This is a genomic window from Psychrobacter sp. 28M-43, assembly GCF_014770435.1.
Taxonomy (GTDB): Bacteria; Pseudomonadota; Gammaproteobacteria; order Pseudomonadales; family Moraxellaceae; genus Psychrobacter.
In genome coordinates, this window is record NZ_CP061739.1 from 2283331 (window position 1) to 2305937 (window position 22607).

Below are 22607 nucleotides of genomic sequence, written 5' to 3' on the forward strand. Positions count from 1 at the left end.
CTTTAGGCTAGATTCTGTTATTCATTTTGAATATTCAGTACTAGTAATTGCTCAAAAGTGTGTGGGTCACTTTCTCTAAAATTTTAAATATTCTGGTCGAGTCATCTTTTGAGTTGTTATACAAAGGATTTATCTCTGCCATCTCCCAGCAGCATACTTTCTTGTTCTTAATTAACTCTATGTTAAGTTGCATCGCTTGCTCGTATGACAGGCCATTCATTGCAGGCGTACCGGTGCCTGGCACATATAAAGGGTCGACACTATCAACATCGAACGACACATAAATATGATCGCAATATTCTAGTTTTTTGAAGATTTCCTCTACGGTAGAACTGATGCCTTTTTGAGTTATCTCAGCCACGCTATATAAAGGGATTTTATGTCTTCTAATTAGATCCATCTCTTCTTCTTGATAGTCTCTAACCGCACAAAAAACCACGTTTTCTGGCTTAATTGATGGCTCGCTCGATGCCATAAACTTCAACTTTTCCCAATACTCTTTTTCTTTTTCAGAAAGCTCGTTACGCTGACATTCCAAATTATCAATGGCACAAGCCATCGCCAAAGGCATGCCATGCATATTTCCTGATCCGCTGGTATATGGTGAATGGAAATCAGCGTGTGCGTCTATATAAACCACGCCAATTTCCGCATCAGGATGCGCCATTTTTAGACCATGCATCGTGCCTGCGCAGCTAGAATGATCACCTGCGATAACAATCGGAAATTGATTTTCATTTCTTATATCTTTGATTTTATGCGCCAATTTAGAAATAACAGGCTCAATTACATCGGCGTATTTTGCATGCTTAAATGGTGACTCTTCTTCATGTATATATTCATTTTTTATACTATCAAGTTGCAATTTTTCATAGTAGTCTGCATTCATCTCTTTTGATGATGCACGCAATGCATCGATTCCTAATGACGCGCCTTTTTTATGCCCTGCGACATCTGAATAAACTTCTACTATTCGCACGTTTTTCATTAAATCATTCATTATTTTGTCTCTATTAAATAAAACAATTCTTTCATCATTTGAGTCCAAATCTGGCATTGAACTCCTATTTTTCTAGATTCAAACGACTTATGATGCGGCCATCGCTTCATCCGTCTCTAGGCTACGATCTTTGCTATGAGCTTTGACTACCGAATAGAGGTTTTTAGGGTCTTGTTGCTGAGGAATCAAGTCAAGCAGCTCATATGCATCCTGTTTTTTAATCAAATCACGCAAAAATACCAAAGCCGTAAAGTCTTCTGAGGCAAAACCAACACCATCAAATACAACCAAGTTATCCTCATTAGTGCGTACTTCTTTCTCACCGTTTACGATGCGGTGAAACTCTGTCACAGGGAAATCTTGAGAGAGCTGTTGAATGTCGCCTTCAATACGAGTTTGTGGTTCAAACTCTACAATCACATGATCGGCTCTTAACAAGATATTGGCATCTAGCTCTGTTTTGCCAGGACAGTCACCACCAATAGCGTTAATATAGACGCCTTTTTTGACCATATCATCACGAAGAATGGTGGCGTTTTTCTTATCTGCAGTACAGGTAGTGATGATATCTGCGCCTTCAACTGCTTCTTCTACCGTTTTGCAAATAGTAATCTCTAGACCTGAATCAGCAAGGTTATGCGCTACTTTTTCAGATGCGGCTGGGTCGACATCATACAAACGCACTTTTGAGATACCCACGACTGCCTTCATACCCATTGCTTGGAACTCACCCTGAGCACCATTACCGATAAGCGCTAAAGACTGGGCGTTTTTAGGCGCACAATGTTTGGCAACCAGTGCAGAAGTCGCTGCCGTACGTAAGGCAGTCAAGATACACATCTCTGTCAGCAGAATGGGATAGCCGGTATCGACATCAGACAATAAGCCAAAAGCGGCTACCGTCTGCAAATCGCGCTTGGTGTTGATTGGATGGCCATTGACATATTTGCACGCAAACATTTCACCATCGCTGACAGGCATCAACTCTATGACGCCGTCTTTGGAATGAGAAGCAAAACGACTGGATTTTTCAAAACTATCCCAACGAGAAAAATCTTGTTCTAAAGCATCTACCAATTCTTTTATCGTCTGTTCTATACCATAATTACTAATGATTTCAGCCATCGCCTGTACGCTAACAAATGGCACACCCTGCTTCTGTGATACGATAAATTTAGACATTAATTTTGCTCCATTCCTTGAATATTATTTATTTAACCGACAATTAATATGCTACCAATTATAATTGTCAGTTAAAATGTCAATAATTTACTAAATATGGACATTTTTTTGACACATTGTTAGGTGTTACTTAGCATAATGTCAAAATCCAATGAAGGAAGCATTTTTATGGCGTATTACACTTATGACTCTTTAGATAGCGAACTGATATCCGAACTTCGACAAGATGGTCGAGCAACCATCTCAAACCTGGCTAAAAAACTTAAAGTCTCTCGTGCCACTGTCCAAAACAGATTGGATAGACTGATTCACAACGGTGCTATTTTAGGATTTACGATTCGAGTGCATGAGGCACTAGATAAAGAAACAGTCAAAGCGATGATGATGATTGAAGTAACAGGAAAGTCTACTTCACAAGTAATTAGGAAACTGCGAGGTATCCCGCAATTGATTAAGTTACATACAACCAATGGAGCATGGGACTTGGTAGGAGAGATACACACGACAAGCTTGAGGGAATTTGATGAAGTGCTGCGTCAAGTCAGAGAAATTGATGGTATTTTGAATAGTGAAACAAGTGTTCTGCTTTCGAGTTTGTAATGTCATTAAACTCACAATCGCATAAGCTATGCTGTTTATCTGATAGATATTAACTTAGGATGTTGTGATTAAGCCACCTGAAGGTAAGCGTAAAAAAAATATATTGGCGCTTTATAACCTAGATTTTTTAATTTTTATTTGACTGGTACAATAAAACTAAAGAACGTATCTTTTACTACGTTCTTTAGTATGAAAACACGATGATATCTTTAACTCAGACGATAGCCTATTTTAGCTTGAGACAAGAAATTCACTAACGACTTACTATTTATTAAATAATATTAACTTCATAGCTGAACTTCTCTGCCATTCCATATGACTCTCTATATTCGATAGGATCACCTTCTAGACTCTTAGCAATACGGCATACCTTCACTAGGTTTTCTTGCTCATTATTATCTAAATAAGGGTCTACGTGATTGGCTACAAAAAATAAAGTCTCTACGGCAGATGAGACAAATTGGCCACACTTTGTATAATAAAACGGATATAGCAAATTCTCAAAATCTTCAGGCTCTAGATTTACAAAGGCTTGATAACGACTCTTAGGTAACCAAATCTTTTCACTGAGTGACACTTTGCCTTCAATAATGCGCACACGTTCTATATAAATGAGCGCTTTATTCTTACCAATATCTAGCTTTTCATTAATCTCTTCAATACCCTCTATTACCATGACCTTTTTGACCACGCCTGTCGGTGTCGCATAGCAAGCATCTTTATCACGAAATTTAAAAAACCGTAATAATGAGCTTTCAAAATCTGGACGCTTTAGAAAGGTACCTCTGCCTTGATACTTGGTTAATACGCCATCGTCGACCAGCTTCTCAACCGCTTTTCGAACGGTTCCGACTGATACTTGATACTTGTCTGCAAATTCCTGCTCAGTCGGTAAAGGTGTGTTTTCGTCCCATTTACTTTCTGTCAATAAGGTCAAAATGTGCCATCGCACTTGCTCATACCGTGGTATTTTAAATTTTTCTAAGTTTTTTAGCATTATTTCACCACAATTTAAGGGGGTTATGAATTGTTCTACTGTTTTTAAGCATTGTTATCATTCTAGAGATTGGAATATAACGGAGTACTCTATCTTAAGCGCTAAGAAAACCTTATATATCATTGCAATACTAACGACTGTCTAGCACTTTGTGGGCAATTTTATCTAATTCATATTACTTTTTTTGCTATTATTCCACTTATTTATACGTGCATTTCAGGCTTATACGATTCTGTAATCTAGAAAGTTGTTTGTCAATATTCTCGTAATGCTCTTTACCTATAGAAGTCAATACAGTTCTCTATAGAATTCATGTAGTTAAGTTCAAGGGACAGTAATGACTCTTTATATTCTAGCCGCAATAGTCATATGTATTATTTTGGGCTATACCACCAAGATCAATATTGGTCTATTTGCTATTGCATTTTCATACCTCATCGGCTGTTTCGGTATGGGAATGAGCGCTTATGAAATTGTTGAGCTATGGCCTCTCAAAATTTTCTTTGTTATTTTTGCCGTTACTCTCTTCTATAACTTTCCTTTAGCGAATGGCGCTTTAGAAAAACTATCGAATCATTTGATCTATAGATGCCGTCATTTTCCCGAGTTTTTACCCTTGGTTATTTTCTTTGCTGCTACGATCGTTGCTGGCTTAGGAGCTGGTTATTACACCGTCTTAGCCACGATGGCACCTATGATTTTGTTATTGTCTAAACGTACTAATTTGAATCTTGTCATTGCTACCTTATCTGTTAACTATGGTGCATTGGCTGGTGCTAACTTTATCACCTCACAAAGCGGGGTTATCTTTCGAGAGCTGATGCGCGGGGCCGGCGTTGCAAATGATAATACCTTTACTTATGTTTTAGGTGTCTTCGCAGTTACCTTTCTCATGCCAATGATCGTCCTAGGTATTTATTGCTTTTTTAATGCCAAAAATAGCAAAATTGCGATTCAAACGATAGTACCAGAGCCTTTCGATAATAAGCAAAAACAATCTATTATGCTGATTTTTATCATGATGGCTATCGTGCTTATTGTACCCATCTTAAATCTCCTAATGCCTAACATAGAAGCAATTCAGTTTTTAAACGCTCGGATTGACATTGGTTTTATCGCCATTATTTTTGCCTTAATCAGTTTATTATTAAAATTAGGGAACGAAAAAACAGTAATTGCTTTAATTCCTTGGAATACGCTTATTATGATTTGTGGGGTCGGCATGCTAATCGGCCTTGGCGTTGAGATCGGTGTTATTTACGAGCTAACAGAATGGCTAAGTACCAACGTTCCTATCTGGATGATACCAATTTTGGTATTTGTTATTAGCGCAATCATGTCAATCTTTGCTAGTACACTTGGCGTAGTCGCTCCTACTCTATTTCCTATGGTGCTGCCTTTAGCCGTTGCCTCTGGACTTAACCCTCTATTGTTATTTACCTGTATTGTGGTGGGAGCACAAAGCTCATCACTCTCTCCTTTCTCATCAGGAGGTAGTCTAATGTTGGGCGCTTCTCAAGTAGTTATAGAAAAAAACAAGCTATTTAATGCGCTATTATTCAAAGCGGTACCCTTAGATATTGGTATTGGTATATTAGCTATTTTCATTATCCAGCTGCTATTTTAACTAGCATGTGTTCTTATGTTTAGAATGAGAACACACCCTGCTCTTAAGCAAACCCCTTCTAAAAGACAGTTTTAATGCAACTGTCTTTTGACTGACATATACAACCAAACTTCTTAAATACCTAATGAATTGTCCGTCATGGCGCTTAATCTCATCTCACTGACTTCATCTACCGAGTTAGCTCTTCTCCTTATCCACAGCAATATATCCTAGCACGTTTTCAATGTACCTCTCATAATTACCAATATCTATAAATCATTGCATTAATTAGTTTTTATCGACATAAACATCTTGTATTCTGAAGGTTCTGCTGTCTTATCTCTTCCTTGATATTGAGACAATAAGTAATTTTGTATCAGTCATTGCGATAGTACCTTAAAATAAAATTCATGTATACATACATATGTTTCTTGTTATTTCTATAATATTCTGTTACTTTTGCAAAACGCTAAAAACTCTACTTTTATGAAGTTTAGTAGTTATTGTCAGGATGATCTGAACTTCATCTGTCATCACTTAATTATTTTGCTCAGAACTCTATTGAGCTATTCATTAAAAATACACACAAGGAGTGTCGTGTGAACAAACTATCCTATTTGGCTCTTGGCCTTTCTGTACTTACCCTTACCGCATGTAATAAATCTGATACGGCAGCATCTGATGCCAGTTATGACGCCCCTTCACGTCCAGAATGTATCGCCCCAGCAAAACCAGGCGGTGGCTTTGACTTGACTTGTAAACTTGCTCAAGCTGGCTTAAGAGATACCGGCCTATTAGAAGATCCAATGCGAGTCACTTATATGCCAGGCGGTGTAGGTGCTGTTGCTTACAACAAAATCGTTGCCAATGATCGTGCTAATAACGATGCAATCATTGCTTTCTCTACTGGCTCTATCCTAAATTTATCGCAAGGTAAATTTGGTAAATTCACCGAAAAAGACGTGAAATGGCTAGCAGCCGTTGGTACTGATTATGGTGCTATCGCTGTCAATGCAGACTCACCTATCAAAGATTTGGCAGGATTGGTCGCTGAGCTTAAGTCAAATCCAAAAGCAATCAGTTTCGCCGCTGGTGGTAGTGTTGGTGGTCAGGACTGGATGCAGACAGCTATTTTAGCTAAAGCGGTTGGTGTCAATCCTAGCGATATGACTTATGTTGCGATGGAAGGTGGCGGTGAGGCTATTACAGCGGTCATGGGTAACCATGTGACTGTCGTAAGTGCTGGTATCGCTGAGATCATGCCACAAGCCACTGCTGGCAAATTACGTGTATTGGCTGTATTCGCAGATGAAAGACTGGGCGGCACTATGGCTGATATTCCTACTGCTGTAGAGCAAGGCTATGACGTTACTTGGCCTGTCATGCGTGGTTATTACATGGGTCCAGATGTCAGCCCTGCCGCTTATGATTGGTGGAAAGCAAGCTTTGATAACATGCTGGCGGATCCAAAATTCGCTGAATTACGCGAGCAACAAGAGCTACTACCATTCTCTATGACTGGTGATGAGCTAGAAGCATATGTTTATAAACGTACAGGTGAGCTACGTGAATTGTCTGCTGAGTACGGTCTTGTTGATGCTGCAGCTAAGTAGCATTACTCAGATCATATCCCCTTAATGATTGAATACTGATTTTTATAGTATTTATCGAAGGTTGAAAGATGAGACATCTATCAACCTTCTTATTTTGGAATTTAAGGAATACTTCTATGACAATGGAACGTGCGTTTTCTGGATTAATGGGGTTGTTTAGCTTATTTTTGGTCTACTTAGCTATTGGTTACGTTGCTCCTATTGCCTATGATCCTATCGGCCCTAGACCCTATCCTATTTTGATTTTCTCACTTACGGCGCTTTTGACCTTGGTTATTGCCTTTCGTCCAGCACGATTTACGAAAGTCATCGATTTGGGCTATAACAACGTCGTGCTTAGAAATCTTGTGCTGTGTGTCAGCGCATTATTGATTTATAGCTTAATTTTTGAGCCTTTAGGTTTTGTGATTGCTACCACACTGATGTGTTTTGCGGTTGGTTTATTATTTGCCGGAAATCCTATTAAAAGCCTTATCTTTTCAGTTGTGATCAGTATCGCCCTGTATGTCTTATTTGACATGGCTTTGGATGTGATTCTGCCACTTGGAATATTATCAGGAATAATGGGATAGCTATTATGGAAACTTTTGACTTTTTAATGCAAGGTTTTGGCGTAGCGATGTTGCCCAAAAACTTACTGATTGCACTCATTGGCGCTTTTATTGGTACAGTTGTAGGCATGTTGCCTGGCCTTGGCCCTATTAATGGTGTGGCAATTCTATTGCCTTTTGCCTTTGCCCTTGGTCTACCACCCGAGAGTGCACTTATCTTACTGGCGGCTGTTTATCTTGGTTGCGAATATGGCGGTCGTATTTCTGCCATTCTACTTAACGTGCCGGGATCTGCCGCGGCGGTTATGACCTCATTGGATGGTAACCCGCTAGCGGTTCAAGGCAAGGCTGGCATCGCCTTATCCATCTCTGCGGTTGCCTCGTTTATTGGTTCTACGATTGCGACCATTGGTGTGGTCTTGTTTGCCCCTCTATTGGCCAAATGGGCAGTGTCGTTTGGACCTGCTGAATACTTCGTATTAATGGTATTCGCGATTTGCTGTTTGAGTGGTTTGGTTGGTGATCAACCTATCAAGACAGCAGTGTCAGCGTTAATCGGCTTGGGTCTGGCTACTGTTGGTGTCGATGCGGTCACAGGTATCTATCGCTATACCTTTGATTCAGTCAACTTATCTGATGGTATTCAGTTCACAACGATCGTTATTGGCTTTTTCAGTGTCAGTGAAATCTTGATTTTGCTCGAAAGAACCAGTACTGGTGGGAAAATTATCGCACAAGGTAAGCGTAGCTTATTTAACCTAAAAGAATTTCTCTTTACTATTGGCGCCATGGTACGTAGTGGCATAATGGGCTTTTTCGTTGGTATTTTGCCTGGTGCAGGTGCGACTATCGCGAGTGCGATGACCTATGCTAGTGAACGCAAAATTGCTGGAGACAATGGCAAATTTGGTGAAGGCGATCTTCGTGGTTTAGCATCTCCAGAGGCGGCTAACAACGCATCAGCATGTGGTTCATTTGTACCGATGTTGACTTTGGGTGTTCCTGGTTCTGGTACGACAGCGGTTATGATGGGTGCGTTGACTTTATATAATATTACGCCAGGTCCGCAGCTATTTACCGAACAGCCAGACATCGTTTGGGGTCTTATTGCCTCATTATTCATCTGTAACGTTATCTTGTTAGTAATGAATATTCCTTTGGTTGGCGTATTTTCTAAGCTACTTAATGTACCAAACTATATCTTGATACCATCTATTGCTGCTATCAGTTTCGTTGGTGTTTACTCTATCAACAGCACGACCTTTGATATGGTATTCATGGTAGGACTTGGGATATTTGGTTATTTCTTACGTAAGCTACATTTCCCTCTATCAGCCCTTATTCTAGGTTATGTACTAGGAGAGCTAATGGAGTCTAACCTCAGACGTGCCTTGTCTATTTCTCAAGGTGAGATGTCTATTCTATGGAGTAGCCCAATCACTGTGTCACTATGGGGTTTGGTAGTTGTCATGATATTCATGCCAATCATTCGTAAAATGTATCGTAAGCGTTTTAAAAAGACTGCTGCATAAGTTCTTGCTAGTTCGTCTCTAAATGTCTCTCCGGCGGTGGTTATACTCTATGTATGGCCACCGTTTTTTTAGAGATCCTTTCACCCTACTTGCAACAGTTATTTAATACTCCTAACTCTTTTGTCAGCTGTCCAAAATTAGCAAAACATCACTACTTGATGTCACTTATGAAATAGGATTTTATAGTGCTCTTTGTTTTAGATTTATTGCAAACCATTCCAACTTGGCATTTAGTAGGTTTGTTCATCGCTGGCATGGTCGCTTTTATTATCTCCACTATATCTGGTGGTGGCGGTGCTATGCTACTGATACCAGTTACCTCTTCGATGGTAGGGACAGCGATTGCACCACCTGTGATCAACGTGGCTACCTTTCTAAGTAATGCCTCACGGCTCTATCTATTCTGGCATGATATTGATTGGTCATTGACCAAATATTATGTCCCAAGTGCTATCGTAGGTGCATGGCTAGCCGCATTGGTGTTTAGTCGTTTGGACGCAGGCTGGATTCAGTTATTGGTTGGTGCATTTTTAGTCTCGACTATTTTCCAATACAAGTTTGGTAAAGTAAGTAAAACATTTGATATGCCAAAAGTAGGTTTTGTACCTGTGGGCTTTGCCATTGCTTTTATGAGTACATTGGTGGGTGGCCTCGGCCCTATTCTTAACCCTTTTTATATGAATGCTGGACTGGAAAAAGAAAGTCTTATTGCGACCAAAACAGCTAATTCTTTTTTTGTAGGTATTGTACAAATCGTCAGCTACACCTTTTTTGGGATACTCACCGTCAAGATATGGGCGTATGGTCTTGTATTAGGACTGGGCGCCGTGATTGGTAATATCATTGGCAAACGCTTTTTGGCAGGCATTAGTATTAGCCAGTTTAGAATTATGCTGCTGATACTAATGGTCATCAGTGGCCTAATAATGATAATAAGAAATATTGATGTACTGTTCTAGAGACTCTTCCATTCCATGCCATTACAACTTATAGTCTATTCCTATAAGTAAGCATAATTCTTTAACTTCATATATATTTACCGATTGAATATCTATGTATAGTATCTTTGTAGGCTAACCTGAGCAATGCTATTGAAACTAATATAGAAAGCTTTAATCTAACGGACTGAATATATCAGTAAACAGAATTTTCCTTAGTGTTTTTCCGAGTTTGCTTATACTTCCCAAATGTAGAAAGCCTCAATCTCAAGATTGGGGCTTTCTTAGTGCTTATAGTATAAAGGCTGTAGCGGAAAACCTTTAGTTTCAGAGCCTTGTAATCAAAAATGGTTATTAAGCGTCATCATGGTTCACTTAATAACCCAGTCGAAAGCAGCTACCCTTCCATATGGTTGAATGACTTGTTTCTTATAAAATCTGACAAGCCTCATCAAAGTCCAATCTTGGAAGACGGCTATACAATTGATCTTCTTGGCCATAACCTATATTAATGAGTAGATTTGAATTCCATTTGCTACCCTCAAGAAAGGTTTTATCTACCAGCTCATTATTGAATCCAGACATTGGGCCCGTGTCTAAACCCAAGGCTCTACAAGCCAAAATCAGATAAGCTGCTTGCATAGAACTGTTTCTAAACGCCGTTTCTTTTATGAGTTCAGGGCTAGAGTTAAACCATGATCTGGCATCCGTATGTGGAAATAATTTGGGAAGTTGCTCATAAAATTCATTATCATAAGCGACAATCACGGTGATAGGTGCTGTCATTGTTTTTTCGATATTACCTGATGACAATGCTGGCTCTAAGCGCGCTTTAGCGTCATCAGATTTAAGAAATACAAACCGCGCCGGTGAACAATTGGCCGAGGTAGGCGCCATTTTCACTAAGTGATAAATCTCTTCAAGTAGTGCATCTGGTACGTCTTTTTTTTGCCAAGCATTAAAGGATCTGGCCTTACCAAACAGTTGATCTAGATCTTCTGAGGTTAACGATAGGGAATCAGTCATAGTACGTCCTAATTAATATTAATTTTTGGATAAGAATTGAAGGATTTTGCTATTGGTTGAGCTGGTTTCTGTGATTGTACTGGCATGGCCACCCGTCACCATTAACTCAAATTGGGCATTTTGCATATTATTGGCCAAAGCCAGACCGCGTTGCCATGGCACCAAAACATCATCAAGATTGCTTAAAACTAGCGTTTTATTTTTGATATGCTTGGCATTTATCAGGGGCTGATAAGCCTGCAAGGCTTTTAGTCTCGTTGAGACGTTCTCGACTGGCGCAAAGTGAGCGATGGCTTTATTTTCTTTTTGCGTGAGTGCTTCTATGTTGTCTGAGATCCATATCGGCGGGTACAAAAATATCGCTTGAGCGCGTACAAAGGCTTCTACCCCTGTATCTTGCAGCAAACTGGTTCGCATACGAAAACATTTAATAGTGTGAGGATCGAGGCTTTCCCAACCATTTAAGATGACCAATTTATCTAACAATTCTGGCTCTTTATAAGCGACTTCCATACCGATAAATCCGCCAAGTGCGTGACCGACAAAATGACAATTAGACAGCCCTTCTTGTTTCAAAATTTCAATTAATTGTTCTGCTAAATCTTGCATAGAATAGTTATCAGGTAAGAGATCACTATCAGGCGACACGCCCTCTTGTTCATAGCAAATCACATTGTAATGCTCGGTAAAACACTCAATTTGAGGTAACCAAAAATCAGCATGCCCGCCTAAACCTGAACTAAATACGACCGTTTCTGACGTGTCGTTCTTACAAGGATATTTTTTAACTAACATAGGGTTTCATCCAATTTTAGTAAAATTCAAATTGCGGTAAAAGTATCTAATAGCTTATAAAATCAAGTTAAATGAAATTTACTAAATCAATTCAACGGTACGCTCATCGCTTTCATCATATTCATACGTTACAGTTTCTTCGAAATTTTCGACTTCGCTTTCATTTTTACTTTCGATGACCTCTTGAGACTTAATATATTTAATTAACGCGTCTATAGTGCCGACCTTTAGATTATGAGTATCGGCGAATTTCATCAGATCATTTCTACGAGCCATTTCACCATCTTGGTTGATAATTTCTACAATAACCGCAGCAGGTTCTAAACCAGCCAGCTTCGTTAAATCGCAACCTGCTTCGGTATGCCCAGCCCGCTCTAAGACACCGCCTTGTTTAGCCACTAATGGAAAAATATGACCTGGGGTTATGACGTCATCAAAGGTAACGTCTTGAGACACGGCAGTTCTGATAGTCTGAGCTCTGTCTGCCGTTGATATTCCGGTACTTACGCCTTTTGCTGCATCAATGGAAACAGTGAAATTTGTACTATAAGGTGCTTGGTTATCTTTGCACATGAGAGGTAGTTTTAATTTTTTGCAACGCTCGGAGGTCAAGGTCAAACAAACCAAACCTCTGGCATGGGTGATCATAAAATTGATATCATCAGGTTTGGCTAAAGTGGCGGCCATGATCAGGTCACCTTCATTTTCCCGATCCTCATCATCCATGATTATGACCATCTTGCCTGCTTTAATATCTTCAATGATTTCTGGTATTGTATTGATATTCATAAAATCCACCATTTGCATTTATATTTGCTTTTGTATGTTGTTATGTAGAGCCTATTGTCAATTAATCACACGCTCTACATAACGCCCTACGTTTGATACGGCCGTATACCTACTTCATAGAGATAGTGGTATTTACGCCTTCACTAGCGTCCTCATCAAACCAACGTGATATCACGGTTTTCGTCTGTGTATAAAACTGCACCGCTTGCTTACCATAAGGACCTAAATCACCGAGCTTACTCGCTCTAGACCCTGTAAACGAAAACATCGGTAGCGGTACTGGAATTGGTAAATTAATACCAACTTGTCCAACATCGATATCTTGTTGGAACTTATGTGCATGGGCGCCAGACTGGGTGAAAATTGCAGTGCCATTACCATTTGGATTGGTATTGATAATCTTAATGGCTTCCTCAAGCGTGTCGGCATACATAATGCACAGGACAGGGCCAAAAATTTCTTCGGTATAGCAGCTCATATCAGTGGTTACATTGTCCAAGATGGTTGGGCCAACAAAGTTACCATCCTCATAACCTGCTACCTGACAACCACGGCCATCTAGTCTGAGAGTTGCCCCTTCGTCTATGCCCGCTTGGATTAAGCGCTCGACACGGGCTTTGGCTTGCTTAGATATTAGCGGACCTAAATCTTTGTCATCCTTGCCAGCAGACACTACTAGCTGTGCTGATTTTTCTACAATTTCATCAACCCACTGTTTAGACTCCCCAACCAATACCACGACAGACAGTGCCATGCATCGCTGCCCTGCTGCACCAAATGCCGCTCCTGCTAACTGATTCAGACTTTGTTTTTTATTGGCGTCAGGCATGATAACGGCATGGTTTTTCGCACCCATCATACATTGCACACGCTTACCAGCCTGACCGGCTCGATCATACACATGCTTGCCCACTGACGTTGAACCAACAAAAGATATCGCTTTTATATCAGGGTGATCGCACAGCGCATCCACTGTATCTTTACCACCATGAACCACATTTAGCACCCCTTTTGGTATACCTGCTTCAAGGGCCAACTCGACCAATCTCATGGTAACGATTGGGTTTTGCTCAGAGGGTTTTAAGATGAACGTGTTGCCTGTAGCGATGGCCATTGGAAACATCCATAGCGGTATCATGGCAGGAAAGTTAAAGGGAGTAATACCTGCACAGACGCCTATTGGCTGCTGAACGGTATACATATCAACACTACTGGCGACGTTTTCGATGTAGCCACCTTGTTGCAAGTTACCGATACCTGATGCGTGCTCTACGACCTCAAGACCTCTAAATACATCGCCTCTCGCATCTGCTAGCGTTTTGCCTTGTTCTTCAGTCAGTAGCGCTGCCAGCTCATCCATATTTTCACGTATCAGTTGTTGGTACTTTAGAAACACACGGGCCCGTTTGCTGATAGGTGTGACACGCCAACTCTGAAAAGCCTCAGATGCCGTTTTGATAGCTTGCTCAATTTCCGCAGGTGTTGATTGTGGTACCTTAGCGATAATTTCTTGAGTGGCTGGATTGGTGATATCAATCCATTCTGTGGTCGTTGATTCGGTAAATTCGCCATTGATCAATTGTTGTACGCTGCGTGGTTCTGTATTCATGACACGATTCCTTAAGGTAATATCAAGTAGGGATTTAAATTTATGGATTGAGTTTCAAGAGCGGCTCTGATGTAGCGATTTCTCTCTCAGTAGTCACGCTCACCTCTTTTTGCTTGTTTTTAAAATTGAAAACGAGGTTCATAAGAATGGCCAAGAAAGTAGCGGTACCGATACCGCCTAAATCAAAGCCTGCAATGTTTAGTGAATAGTTGCCAGTGCCTAGGATTACTGGGACGGCGGCTACCAACATATTGCCATTCTTACTAAAATCAATTTTTGCATTCATCCAAATGCGCGCACCAGCGATCGTGATTAAACCAAAGACAACGATTGAAGCACCGGTCAAAATAGGCACTGGAATGGTGCTGACTAACGTTCCAAACTTAGGGGATAAGCCCAATAAGATTGCAAAGACACCTGCTATGACAAAAACGACTGTAGAGTAGATTTTAGTCGCGGCCATCACGCCTATGTTTTCTGCATAGGTCGTCATACCAGTACCGCCTACCGAGGCTGAAAGCGTGGTACAAAGGCCGTCAGCGAAGAACGCTCTACCCATATAAGGTGAGATGCTTTTGCCAGTCATGGCTTCTACTGCTTTGAAATGCCCAAGATTTTCAGCGATTAAGATGATAAAGACGGGTGCAATGACTAATATGGCACTGGTCTCAAAGACAGGAGAATAAAGGGTTGGAATACCGAACCAAGCAGCATTTGCAATTGGACTAAAATCAATAGGCGTGCCCATGCCCAATACATTGGTTAATAGGAAATAAATAAAATATGCAGCGACTAGCCCGATTAACAGTAACAGGCGTCTGATCATGCCTTTGGTAAAGACGGCGACTGAACAAATACATAACACGGTGACCAACGCCATCCAAGAATCAAAGCTACTGCCGATGACGCTTTGTATGGTGACCGGCGCTAAGTTCAACCCGATAATCATCACAATGGATCCAGTCACTACAGGTGGCATCAAGTTCTCAATCCACTCTGTCCCTGTTTTCATCACCAGCAGACCCATTAATGCATATAAAACCCCGCAGACAACAGTACCTCCCAGCGCAATACCAATATTTGGATTGATACCCGTGCCGCTATAGCCTGTTACTGCTGCGACCGCTCCGATAAATGCAAAACTAGAGCCCAAATAACTTGGTACGTGACCACCAGTAATAAGAAAGAAAAGTATCGTACCTATACCAGTAATTAGCATGGTCAAGCTAGGATCAAAGCCCATCAGTAAGGGAGCTAAGATTGTCGCACCGAACATTGCGAATGAGTGCTGTGCGCCTAACACCACACTTTTACCCATTGGTAAGTATTCATTGATACCTACCGGTGTCGTTTCTAGGTTCCCGGTGTAGGGACGCCATTTCACAAACCATTTATCCATTTTGAATATCCTTAAAAAAAGTAGAGGTGTGATACTTAGTTTTTGCACTTACTTAATTGATGGTAGTCTCGATTGAAATAGATGAGACTTTCACAATCAGGCTTATGTTTGATATCCAATACTTCACAAATAAGAATATCGTGGGTCCCCACCGAGCTGATGAGTTTGATTTTGCAATCAAAAGAGATACTGGCATCCTCTAATACAGGCGATCCGGTTGACAGCGTGGACCAATTGCCTTGCTCAAATCTTTCTTCCAACGCCTTTTTGCCGCCGAACACACCGCTTAGATCTTTATGTTCAAGACCAAGTGTGTTGACGCATAGCACCATATTTTCTTTAAAAAACTTGTATACAGAAGCGCTTCGGTTTAGACACACTAATAGGGTTGGCGGTTCGTCAGTGACACTGCATACCGCTGAGGCGGTAAATCCTGCGCGCCCTGCTGGACCCTCAGTGGTAATAATGTTTACGGCAGCCGCCAACTTGCTCATTGCATCTCTAAAAGACTGCTGCATGTCGGTTAAGTTCCCTGCCGTAGAGGTGAATGATTCTTTAGACTTATGTTTCATTAATGAGGATTGCGTTACTTGGCTTTCTTTAATTACTGTATTCATCTGTCATTTCCTTTTAAACAATATTCCGCCACATGTGTAGTCAACTAAAGCGCCCTACTACAGTCCAATGCTAAGGGGTTCGATGTCAGGTAACTTTAAATTCACTAACTGCAGTTATTTTTAAACAGGCTTTCTTATCCAATGTGCGCTATGGACGCGATTTCGACCAAAGCGTCTGGTTTTACCAATCCACATTGGATACAAAATCTTGCTGGCTTTTCATTGGGAAAAAATTCTGCATAGACTTGATTGACCGCGTCATAATCTGCCCAATCTTTTACAAAGATTGAATTAAAGGTCACATCATCCATATCGCCGCCAGCGGCTTGAATAACGTTTTGAATCGTTGTTAACACATGGCGAGTTTGAGCAGCGGCGTCACCCACATGTACGACATCGTTGTTTTCATCAAAGGGCAAGGTGCCCGAGACATAGACGATGTTGTCGGCCTTAGTCGCTGGTACATAAGGGGCTAATGGTTTGCTAGTACCTTCAGGGATAATCACTTGTTTAGACATATCTACATTCCTATTGCGGTTAGGTTAAGTATGAAACGCTTGGTTTAGATTTCTAAAAACTGGCTAGGTAAAATATTAGCTATCTGAAAAACACTGCTGCATGCTGGCAACATCAGAGACCCAACCAAAAAAGGTTTTTACGTTATATAGTGTGGCGTCATGAGCCTCTACTGGCCCTGCTTGATAACAAGCGTCATCTAATAACACCCCAAAATACTCAAGGAAGAACCCATCTCGAAGCGTAGATTCAACACAGACGTTGGTCGCGATACCTGTGAGCAATAGATTACGTATGCCCCGTGACCGCAATACACTATCGAAGTTGGTGTTCGCAAAGCCGCTATATCGAGGTTTATCTATAACGATGTCTTGAGGTGCAGTGCTAAGCTCGTCGACTAACTCGTAATCCCAGCCGCCTTTTGCTAATAGCGTTCCCTCAATTTCAGGATTCTTACGCATGGTTTTTAGGGCATTTGACTTGTGATAATTGGGCGATCCACTACCACCAGCCTCCACATATTTGTTGTCCCAGCCATTTCTAAAGTAGATAACTTGTATGCCAGATTGATGCGCAATATCCACGGCTTGCTTGATTTTATCGATGACAGGTTTGGTCGCTGTGACATCGAACCCAGCCAAATCTAGATAACCACCTTGGCTGGCATACGCGTTTTGCATGTCCACGACGATCAGCGCCGTCTGGGATGGATCTAACTTGATAGGTTCAGGCAAAGACTCTAAAACAGGAGAGGATTCCTTGGTAAAGTCTGCACAAATTGTATTAACCGAATTCATATCTGCTCCTTTTATTAGGCTTCGCTGACAGCTTGGCTGGCCACTGGTGTATCAACATTGATGCGGCTCTGCATCAGCGGTTGAATTCTGCTGCCAAAATCCTCAACGCCTTGCACGAAATCATCAAAGGTCAATAGAACACCATCTGTACCTTGTACTTCAGCGACTTCGTCTAACATGCTGGCGACATTTTCAAAGGAGCCGACAAGCGTACCCATATTGATATTGACTGGTGAAACGCTTGAGGCCATATGGCGAACGTTGGTATCTTTGCCTGAGGTTTTGTCCTTACCACCTTGTGACTGCAGCCAATCAATGGCTTCAAAGTCCGCGCCATCATTGTATGATTGCCACTTTGCTTGGGCTTTTTCATCGGTCTCATCTGCAATAACCATAAAGAGAACATAGGTCGGAACATTACGGCCCGTCTGATCCGTGTGTACCTTTAATCGGTCATTAATACCGGCATAGGCAGTTGGCGTGTTCAGACCTTTACCGAAGACAAAGTTGTAATCAGCGTATTTTGCAGAGAACGCCAAGCCTGTATCTGATTGGCCCGCACAGATAATCTTCATATCCGCTTTTGGAATAGGCTTCACCTGACAATCATTCATCTGAAAGAACTCACCCTTCAAATCAGATTGGCCTGTCGCCCAAAGATCTCTCAAAATTTGCACATATTCAGATAGGTAGTCATAGCGCTTGCCAAAATAATCATCGCCTGGCCACATTCCCATCTGTCCATATTCTGCTTCTTGCCAGCCAGTCACGACATTCAATCCAAAACGCCCGTTTGAGATGCTATCAAGCGTTGATGCCATTCTCGCTACGATTGCCGGTGGCATGACCAACGTCGCCGATGTGGCATAGATTTTTATCTTAGACGTGACCGCAGCCAACCCTGCCATCAAAGTAAAGCTCTCGAGGTTGTAATCCCAAAACTCAGTTTCTCCGCCAAAACCGCGCAGCTTGATCATCGAGAGCGCAAAATCGAAACCATAGTGCTCAGCACGTTGCACAATTTGTTTATTTAGCTCAAATGTTGGCTTGTATTGCGGCGCGTTTTTTGAAATTAACCAGCCGTTGTTGCCAATCGGACAAAAAATACCTATTTCCATGATTTCACCTATACGTTTGAGGAAGAAAAGAGCGATAAAAGAAATAAAGATTATTTCATGTTTTTTATGTAGCATAATTTATGCCAAATTAATTAATATTTATTTATCAATGACTTATATGTTTTTCATACAAAAATTATTGAACCATATGGTCTAAAAAAATGCAGAGAAATAGTGCGGGCTGTTATAAATTGGTGCAAAGTGTTATAAAATAGTGCACAAATGTATAAATTGTTTATAAGTACATTTTGATAGTGGTTTGGATGAAGATAAGGTGGAAGAAGCAGCAGAAAAGACTGGTCAACAGCAGGTTTCTATAGTTAGTGAACCTGCAAACCGATATGGTATTGCTCGCTGTTGGAGTAGTTGGCATACCCGTTTTAATCAACCAGTAGCATCTGCATTTGGTACTTCGACCCTGTTTTAAATTGAATCAACTATCATTTAAAACTAGGTTCATATGGCTTTACGATGAGGGAAAATATAGTGAAAGAATACGCACTAAAAGAAGAGACAGAGACGAGTGCAAAGATATTAAAAAAGAAAGAACATATCATTAATGCTGCATTGATCGTATTTTCCCAAGAGGGGTTAAATGGCGCGCGCATGGAGCAAATTGCCGAAGAAGCTGACATATCTAAATCGAATATATTTTATTACTTTCAAAGTAAAGAAGTTCTGTATGTTGCTGTTTTAGAAAAGGTGCTGAGTAAGTGGCTATCGCCTTTGAGTGAGATTAACGCCAACCAAGATCCAAGGGTTGCCCTTAAGACCTATATTGAAGAAAAGTATAAAATCTCAAAAAAATCACCTGCAGCATCGAGACTATATGCGTTAGAGATTATACAAGGAGCGCCTCATTTGATGGCTGTATTAAAAGGCCCTTTGAAATCTTTGGTTCGTGAAAAGGTGGCAGTGATTGATGGGTGGATTGCAGATAACAAGATTAAGTCCGTGTCTGCCATCCATTTAATTTTTCATATTTGGGCAGTCACTCAGCACTATTCTGATTTTTCTACGCAAACTGAAGCGGTGTGCAATCATAGTTTGAGAAATAAGAAGTTCGCTAACGAGGCATTAAACACTAGTACTCAGCTTTTGGTAGATAGTTTGATTCCGTGATTTGATATGAGTAAAGTACAGATCCCCAATTCGAAAAGCCCCAATCTAAAGATTGAGGCTTTTTTTATGTCCGTCATTTAAGGGCTGTAGTTTAAATAAAACATTACATGACTAAAACTTCTTTTCTTCAACCCCTATAGTCACGATTGTATAAGGATGACTTGGGAGAACTCAGCACCTGCAAGTGAGGTTAGCAACCAAGGTAAGTAGTGATATAATGTCCTGATAATTGATATTTTATGAAAGGGTTACATTATGGCTCGTACCGCTAGCGCATTGCACATTTTAGTAAAACATAAAGAACAAGCTGAGGACATTATTGCCAAGCTTAAAAAAGGCGCTAAGTTTGATGTACTGGCCAAGCGATACTCGACCTGCCCATCAGGTAAGAAAGGTGGCAGCTTAGGTGAGTTTGGCAAAGGCGATATGGTAGGGCCATTCGATAAGGTTTGCTTTACCGGCGAACTATTTACTCCGCATCTAGTAAAGACCAAATTTGGCTGGCATGTCGTAAAAGTCCTTTATAGAACTTAAGCATTGGCGTTTTGATTGTAAGCCGACTGGAGTATGCCTCAAATATTGTCCTGATTCGCATATGCTTTAATATCGTGGTAATTATGTGCGAATCAGGACTTGATGTTTGATCGACCTAACCCTTACGTCAAATTACCCTTATTTTACTTAAGCAGTATTTTACTTAAGCAGTTTTCTACGAGTTAAGGTCAGATATTGAGGTGGCGAGACAAACTGTAATCAGCCTTTAAAACCCCTAGGTAGTTCAGGTGCAGGCAAGCGCTTCATATCAGAGTCAACATTACCGAAACGCTCATGGCCATTATTCCAATCTATAATAGATTGCTCAATCTCAGCTTTGTTATCAGCAACGAAGTTCCACCACATTAGCACTTGGCTATTAAGCGGTTCGCCGCCGATAAACATGATACGTGTGCCTTTTTTGGCAGCCAACTTAATACTTTTGTTATTGGCGACATCGCTATCATGAAAACGGAATAACTGGTCTTGTTGACAAACCTTGCCTTCTGAAACCAAGATACCGTACTCAAAGCCCGGCTCTAAATTTATTATGCCACTACAGGTACAATAAAAAGGATATATAATTGATGCATCTAAAATATGAGCAATGAAAACATGGATATCGAAGGCAATACTGCTGATCAAATAGAAATTATCTATGAAGATGAGTATATAGTAGCGATTAATAAAGAAGCTGGTCTGTTGGTGCATCGCAGTTGGCTGGACAAAGATGAGACACGCTTTGCCATGCAGCTCACCCGTGATGCGGTAGGCTGCCATGTGTTTCCAGTACATAGGTTAGACAAACCCACATCAGGTGTGTTGTTGTTTGCTAAGAGTTCATCTGTGGCACGTAGCCTTACCGAAGCGTTTACTGAACGTAAAGTGACCAAGCAATATTTGGCCGTGGTGCGCGGCTTTATGTCTGAACAAGGTACTGTTGATTATGCGCTTAGCTTTAAACCTGATGCCATTGCCGATAAATTTGCCAACTTAGATAAACCTGCTCAAGAAGCGGTGACTCACTGGCAGAGTTTGGCACAAGTTGAGCTGCCATTTGCAGTATCAAAAAAGCATGCCACTAGCCGCTACAGTCTGGTGCGCTTAACGCCTGAAACTGGACGCAAACATCAGCTGCGTCGGCATATGAGACATGTATTCCATCATATCGTGGGTGATACCAGTCACGGCGATATACGTCATACACGATTTTTTCGTACTCACTATGATTGCACACGTATGTTGCTGCATGCTCAGATTTTGGCGCTCAGCCACCCCGTCACTGGTGAGCCACTAGTACTAACAGCAGGATTAGACGATCAATGGATGCGTATCTTAGAAGAGTTCTCTTGGGTAGACAGCGCTAAAGCCTAAACTTATCTAAAATAGTCAGTGAAAAAGGCTAAAATACGGCTGCTAAAGGTTCGGTTCCCTAGTGAGGACTTGAATCTTAGACTGTAAGATAATGGTATCAGCGTTTTAACTAGCTGAATTAATCACAGTGTACTTCATGGTGTACCTATCATACATGTTCTGTCTATGGTCAGTGCGCTACATAGTAGCTATACTCAATATTTACTTTATATTGCGGTTACTTTAAATTCGTCACTGTAGTTTCTTACTTTCTTGGTCATGATAAACTCCGATTAATACGCTTAGTTTACCAAGTTTACTTGTACGGTTTCTTCAGCATAGCTCATAAGGATGTAAATGATGAGGAAAATATTTAGGAATAAGCTCGTCGTTTATTGTTTGATTGCACCAAGTATAGGAGGCTTTATTTTTATATTGTATATATTGCTCACAACACAAATGAATAAAAATTTTTATACTCATAATGATTTATGGAGTGGTCTTTTATTTCCTTTACTTGGGTCACCTGTTTTAGGTTTAGTGTATTGTGTTCCAGCTTTTATAACTTATATTTTTTCAGAATTATTATTCTTTTTAAAATTTAATAATAAAGCAACAGAGGTAGGACTGATCTTAATTTTTGGAGGAATAGTATCTATGTTATTCACTTTGATAGTAATTCCTTACTCTAGTCCGAGCTTGAGGTTAATGACTTTTTTCATTGGTATTATTTGTTCTGGAGTGGCTGAATATATTTCATATTATAATAGATCTCTTGCGTAAGTTGGCTTTATCCATTAGAAGTCAATAAAATGGAACCTTTACAAGGAATCTTGTAAATCATCTAAAAATTATCAGTAAATATTTTTGTACTTATCGATTCAAAGTAAAGATTGTAAATTAGGGTATACCC

Annotated in this window: 21 protein-coding genes and 1 pseudogene; 9 read left to right on the forward strand and 13 right to left on the reverse strand. The window is 40.6% G+C overall.

Annotation, left to right across the window (positions count from 1 at the left end; translation table 11 throughout):
• Positions 1 to 40: 40 nt before the first annotated feature.
• Positions 41 to 1057: an arginase gene (locus IEE84_RS09490; RefSeq protein WP_224737745.1), complete on the reverse strand. Its 1017-nt coding sequence runs from the start codon at positions 1055 to 1057 to the stop codon at positions 41 to 43.
• 30 nt (positions 1058 to 1087) lie between these two features.
• Positions 1088 to 2182, reverse strand: a complete 1095-nt coding sequence (locus IEE84_RS09495; protein ID WP_191113991.1) for an ornithine cyclodeaminase — start codon at positions 2180 to 2182, stop codon at positions 1088 to 1090.
• 168 nt (positions 2183 to 2350) lie between these two features.
• On the opposite strand from IEE84_RS09495, the gene IEE84_RS09500 reads away from it, so the two are divergent.
• Positions 2351 to 2782, forward strand: coding sequence for an Lrp/AsnC family transcriptional regulator (locus IEE84_RS09500; protein ID WP_057761040.1), 432 nt, complete (start codon positions 2351 to 2353; stop codon positions 2780 to 2782).
• 271 nt (positions 2783 to 3053) lie between these two features.
• On the opposite strand, the gene IEE84_RS09505 is transcribed toward IEE84_RS09500, so the two are convergent.
• On the reverse strand, positions 3054 to 3779 hold the full coding sequence (locus IEE84_RS09505; protein WP_191113992.1) for a GntR family transcriptional regulator: 726 nt from the start codon (positions 3777 to 3779) through the stop codon (positions 3054 to 3056).
• 337 nt (positions 3780 to 4116) lie between these two features.
• Here IEE84_RS09505 and IEE84_RS09510 point away from each other — a divergent pair, with 337 nt between their 5' ends.
• From IEE84_RS09510 to IEE84_RS09530, 5 genes are all read left to right on the forward strand, one after another.
• Complete coding sequence (locus IEE84_RS09510; RefSeq protein ID WP_191113993.1) at positions 4117 to 5406, forward strand: SLC13 family permease; 1290 nt, start codon at positions 4117 to 4119, stop codon at positions 5404 to 5406.
• Between the two features lie 578 nt (positions 5407 to 5984).
• Positions 5985 to 6998 (forward strand): Bug family tripartite tricarboxylate transporter substrate binding protein, encoded by a 1014-nt coding sequence (locus IEE84_RS09515; protein WP_191113994.1) that lies wholly within the window; start codon positions 5985 to 5987, stop codon positions 6996 to 6998.
• 116 nt (positions 6999 to 7114) lie between these two features.
• A complete protein-coding gene (locus IEE84_RS09520) occupies positions 7115 to 7570 on the forward strand; it encodes a tripartite tricarboxylate transporter TctB family protein (RefSeq protein ID WP_102092303.1) in 456 nt (151 codons plus the stop codon).
• A gap of 5 nt (positions 7571 to 7575) precedes the next feature.
• Entirely contained in the window at positions 7576 to 9081 is a 1506-nt protein-coding gene (locus IEE84_RS09525) for a tripartite tricarboxylate transporter permease (RefSeq protein WP_191113995.1), read from the forward strand.
• A gap of 185 nt (positions 9082 to 9266) precedes the next feature.
• Complete coding sequence (locus tag IEE84_RS09530) at positions 9267 to 10040, forward strand: sulfite exporter TauE/SafE family protein (protein WP_191113996.1); 774 nt, start codon at positions 9267 to 9269, stop codon at positions 10038 to 10040.
• A gap of 408 nt (positions 10041 to 10448) precedes the next feature.
• Here the strand turns inward: IEE84_RS09530 and IEE84_RS09535 are convergent, their stop codons facing one another.
• The 9 genes and pseudogenes from IEE84_RS09535 to rutA all read right to left on the reverse strand — a co-directional run bounded on the left by IEE84_RS09535 (position 10449) and on the right by rutA (position 18685).
• The gene (locus IEE84_RS09535; protein WP_191113997.1) at positions 10449 to 11045 is read right to left on the reverse strand and encodes a malonic semialdehyde reductase; all 597 of its coding nucleotides are present in this window, start codon (positions 11043 to 11045) and stop codon (positions 10449 to 10451) included.
• 18 nt (positions 11046 to 11063) lie between these two features.
• Positions 11064 to 11840, reverse strand: coding sequence for a pyrimidine utilization protein D (gene rutD / locus IEE84_RS09540; RefSeq protein ID WP_191113998.1), 777 nt, complete (start codon positions 11838 to 11840; stop codon positions 11064 to 11066).
• A gap of 195 nt (positions 11841 to 12035) precedes the next feature.
• Positions 12036 to 12629, reverse strand: a pseudogene (gene ribB, locus IEE84_RS09545) (3,4-dihydroxy-2-butanone-4-phosphate synthase); the annotation flags it as partial.
• 109 nt (positions 12630 to 12738) lie between these two features.
• Entirely contained in the window at positions 12739 to 14238 is a 1500-nt protein-coding gene (locus IEE84_RS09550; protein ID WP_191114000.1) for a CoA-acylating methylmalonate-semialdehyde dehydrogenase, read from the reverse strand.
• Between the two features lie 40 nt (positions 14239 to 14278).
• A complete protein-coding gene (locus tag IEE84_RS09555) occupies positions 14279 to 15637 on the reverse strand; it encodes a solute carrier family 23 protein (protein ID WP_191114001.1) in 1359 nt (452 codons plus the stop codon).
• Between the two features lie 35 nt (positions 15638 to 15672).
• On the reverse strand, positions 15673 to 16254 hold the full coding sequence (gene rutF / locus IEE84_RS09560) for an NADH-dependent FMN reductase RutF (RefSeq protein WP_191114002.1): 582 nt from the start codon (positions 16252 to 16254) through the stop codon (positions 15673 to 15675).
• Positions 16255 to 16388: 134 nt separating this feature from the next.
• Complete coding sequence (gene rutC, locus IEE84_RS09565; RefSeq protein WP_191114003.1) at positions 16389 to 16772, reverse strand: pyrimidine utilization protein C; 384 nt, start codon at positions 16770 to 16772, stop codon at positions 16389 to 16391.
• Positions 16773 to 16847: 75 nt separating this feature from the next.
• Positions 16848 to 17567, reverse strand: coding sequence for a pyrimidine utilization protein B (gene rutB, locus IEE84_RS09570; RefSeq protein WP_191114004.1), 720 nt, complete (start codon positions 17565 to 17567; stop codon positions 16848 to 16850).
• 14 nt (positions 17568 to 17581) lie between these two features.
• The gene (gene rutA / locus IEE84_RS09575; RefSeq protein ID WP_191114005.1) at positions 17582 to 18685 is read right to left on the reverse strand and encodes a pyrimidine utilization protein A; all 1104 of its coding nucleotides are present in this window, start codon (positions 18683 to 18685) and stop codon (positions 17582 to 17584) included.
• 486 nt (positions 18686 to 19171) lie between these two features.
• Between rutA and IEE84_RS09580 the strand changes: the two genes are divergently transcribed.
• Positions 19172 to 19807 (forward strand): TetR family transcriptional regulator C-terminal domain-containing protein, encoded by a 636-nt coding sequence (locus tag IEE84_RS09580; protein WP_224737746.1) that lies wholly within the window; start codon positions 19172 to 19174, stop codon positions 19805 to 19807.
• Positions 19808 to 20062: 255 nt separating this feature from the next.
• Positions 20063 to 20341, forward strand: a complete 279-nt coding sequence (locus IEE84_RS09585; protein ID WP_102078430.1) for a peptidylprolyl isomerase — start codon at positions 20063 to 20065, stop codon at positions 20339 to 20341.
• A 219-nt stretch (positions 20342 to 20560) separates the two neighbouring features.
• Here the strand turns inward: IEE84_RS09585 and IEE84_RS13190 are convergent, their stop codons facing one another.
• Positions 20561 to 20857: a pirin-like C-terminal cupin domain-containing protein gene (locus IEE84_RS13190; protein ID WP_267442787.1), complete on the reverse strand. Its 297-nt coding sequence runs from the start codon at positions 20855 to 20857 to the stop codon at positions 20561 to 20563.
• A gap of 84 nt (positions 20858 to 20941) precedes the next feature.
• Here IEE84_RS13190 and truC point away from each other — a divergent pair, with 84 nt between their 5' ends.
• Positions 20942 to 21715: a tRNA pseudouridine(65) synthase TruC gene (gene truC, locus IEE84_RS09595; protein ID WP_224737747.1), complete on the forward strand. Its 774-nt coding sequence runs from the start codon at positions 20942 to 20944 to the stop codon at positions 21713 to 21715.
• Positions 21716 to 22607 lie beyond the last annotated feature (892 nt).

Bases quoted from the DNA above. Each gene is read 5' to 3' on its own strand.
- IEE84_RS09490 (WP_224737745.1), bottom strand. From the start codon at position 1,057: ATGCCAGATTTGGACTCAAATGATGAAAGAATTGTTTTATTTAATAGA.
- IEE84_RS09495 (WP_191113991.1), bottom strand. From the start codon at position 2,182: ATGTCTAAATTTATCGTATCACAGAAGCAGGGTGTGCCATTTGTTAGC.
- IEE84_RS09500 (WP_057761040.1), top strand. From the start codon at position 2,351: ATGGCGTATTACACTTATGACTCTTTAGATAGCGAACTGATATCCGAA.
- IEE84_RS09505 (WP_191113992.1), bottom strand. From the start codon at position 3,779: ATGCTAAAAAACTTAGAAAAATTTAAAATACCACGGTATGAGCAAGTG.
- IEE84_RS09510 (WP_191113993.1), top strand. From the start codon at position 4,117: ATGACTCTTTATATTCTAGCCGCAATAGTCATATGTATTATTTTGGGC.
- IEE84_RS09520 (WP_102092303.1), top strand. From the start codon at position 7,115: ATGACAATGGAACGTGCGTTTTCTGGATTAATGGGGTTGTTTAGCTTA.
- IEE84_RS09525 (WP_191113995.1), top strand. From the start codon at position 7,576: ATGGAAACTTTTGACTTTTTAATGCAAGGTTTTGGCGTAGCGATGTTG.
- IEE84_RS09535 (WP_191113997.1), bottom strand. From the start codon at position 11,045: ATGACTGATTCCCTATCGTTAACCTCAGAAGATCTAGATCAACTGTTT.
- rutD (WP_191113998.1), bottom strand. From the start codon at position 11,840: ATGTTAGTTAAAAAATATCCTTGTAAGAACGACACGTCAGAAACGGTC.
- IEE84_RS09550 (WP_191114000.1), bottom strand. From the start codon at position 14,238: ATGAATACAGAACCACGCAGCGTACAACAATTGATCAATGGCGAATTT.
- IEE84_RS09555 (WP_191114001.1), bottom strand. From the start codon at position 15,637: ATGGATAAATGGTTTGTGAAATGGCGTCCCTACACCGGGAACCTAGAA.
- rutF (WP_191114002.1), bottom strand. From the start codon at position 16,254: ATGAATACAGTAATTAAAGAAAGCCAAGTAACGCAATCCTCATTAATG.
- rutC (WP_191114003.1), bottom strand. From the start codon at position 16,772: ATGTCTAAACAAGTGATTATCCCTGAAGGTACTAGCAAACCATTAGCC.
- rutB (WP_191114004.1), bottom strand. From the start codon at position 17,567: ATGAATTCGGTTAATACAATTTGTGCAGACTTTACCAAGGAATCCTCT.
- rutA (WP_191114005.1), bottom strand. From the start codon at position 18,685: ATGGAAATAGGTATTTTTTGTCCGATTGGCAACAACGGCTGGTTAATT.
- IEE84_RS09585 (WP_102078430.1), top strand. From the start codon at position 20,063: ATGGCTCGTACCGCTAGCGCATTGCACATTTTAGTAAAACATAAAGAA.
- truC (WP_224737747.1), top strand. From the start codon at position 20,942: ATGAGCAATGAAAACATGGATATCGAAGGCAATACTGCTGATCAAATA.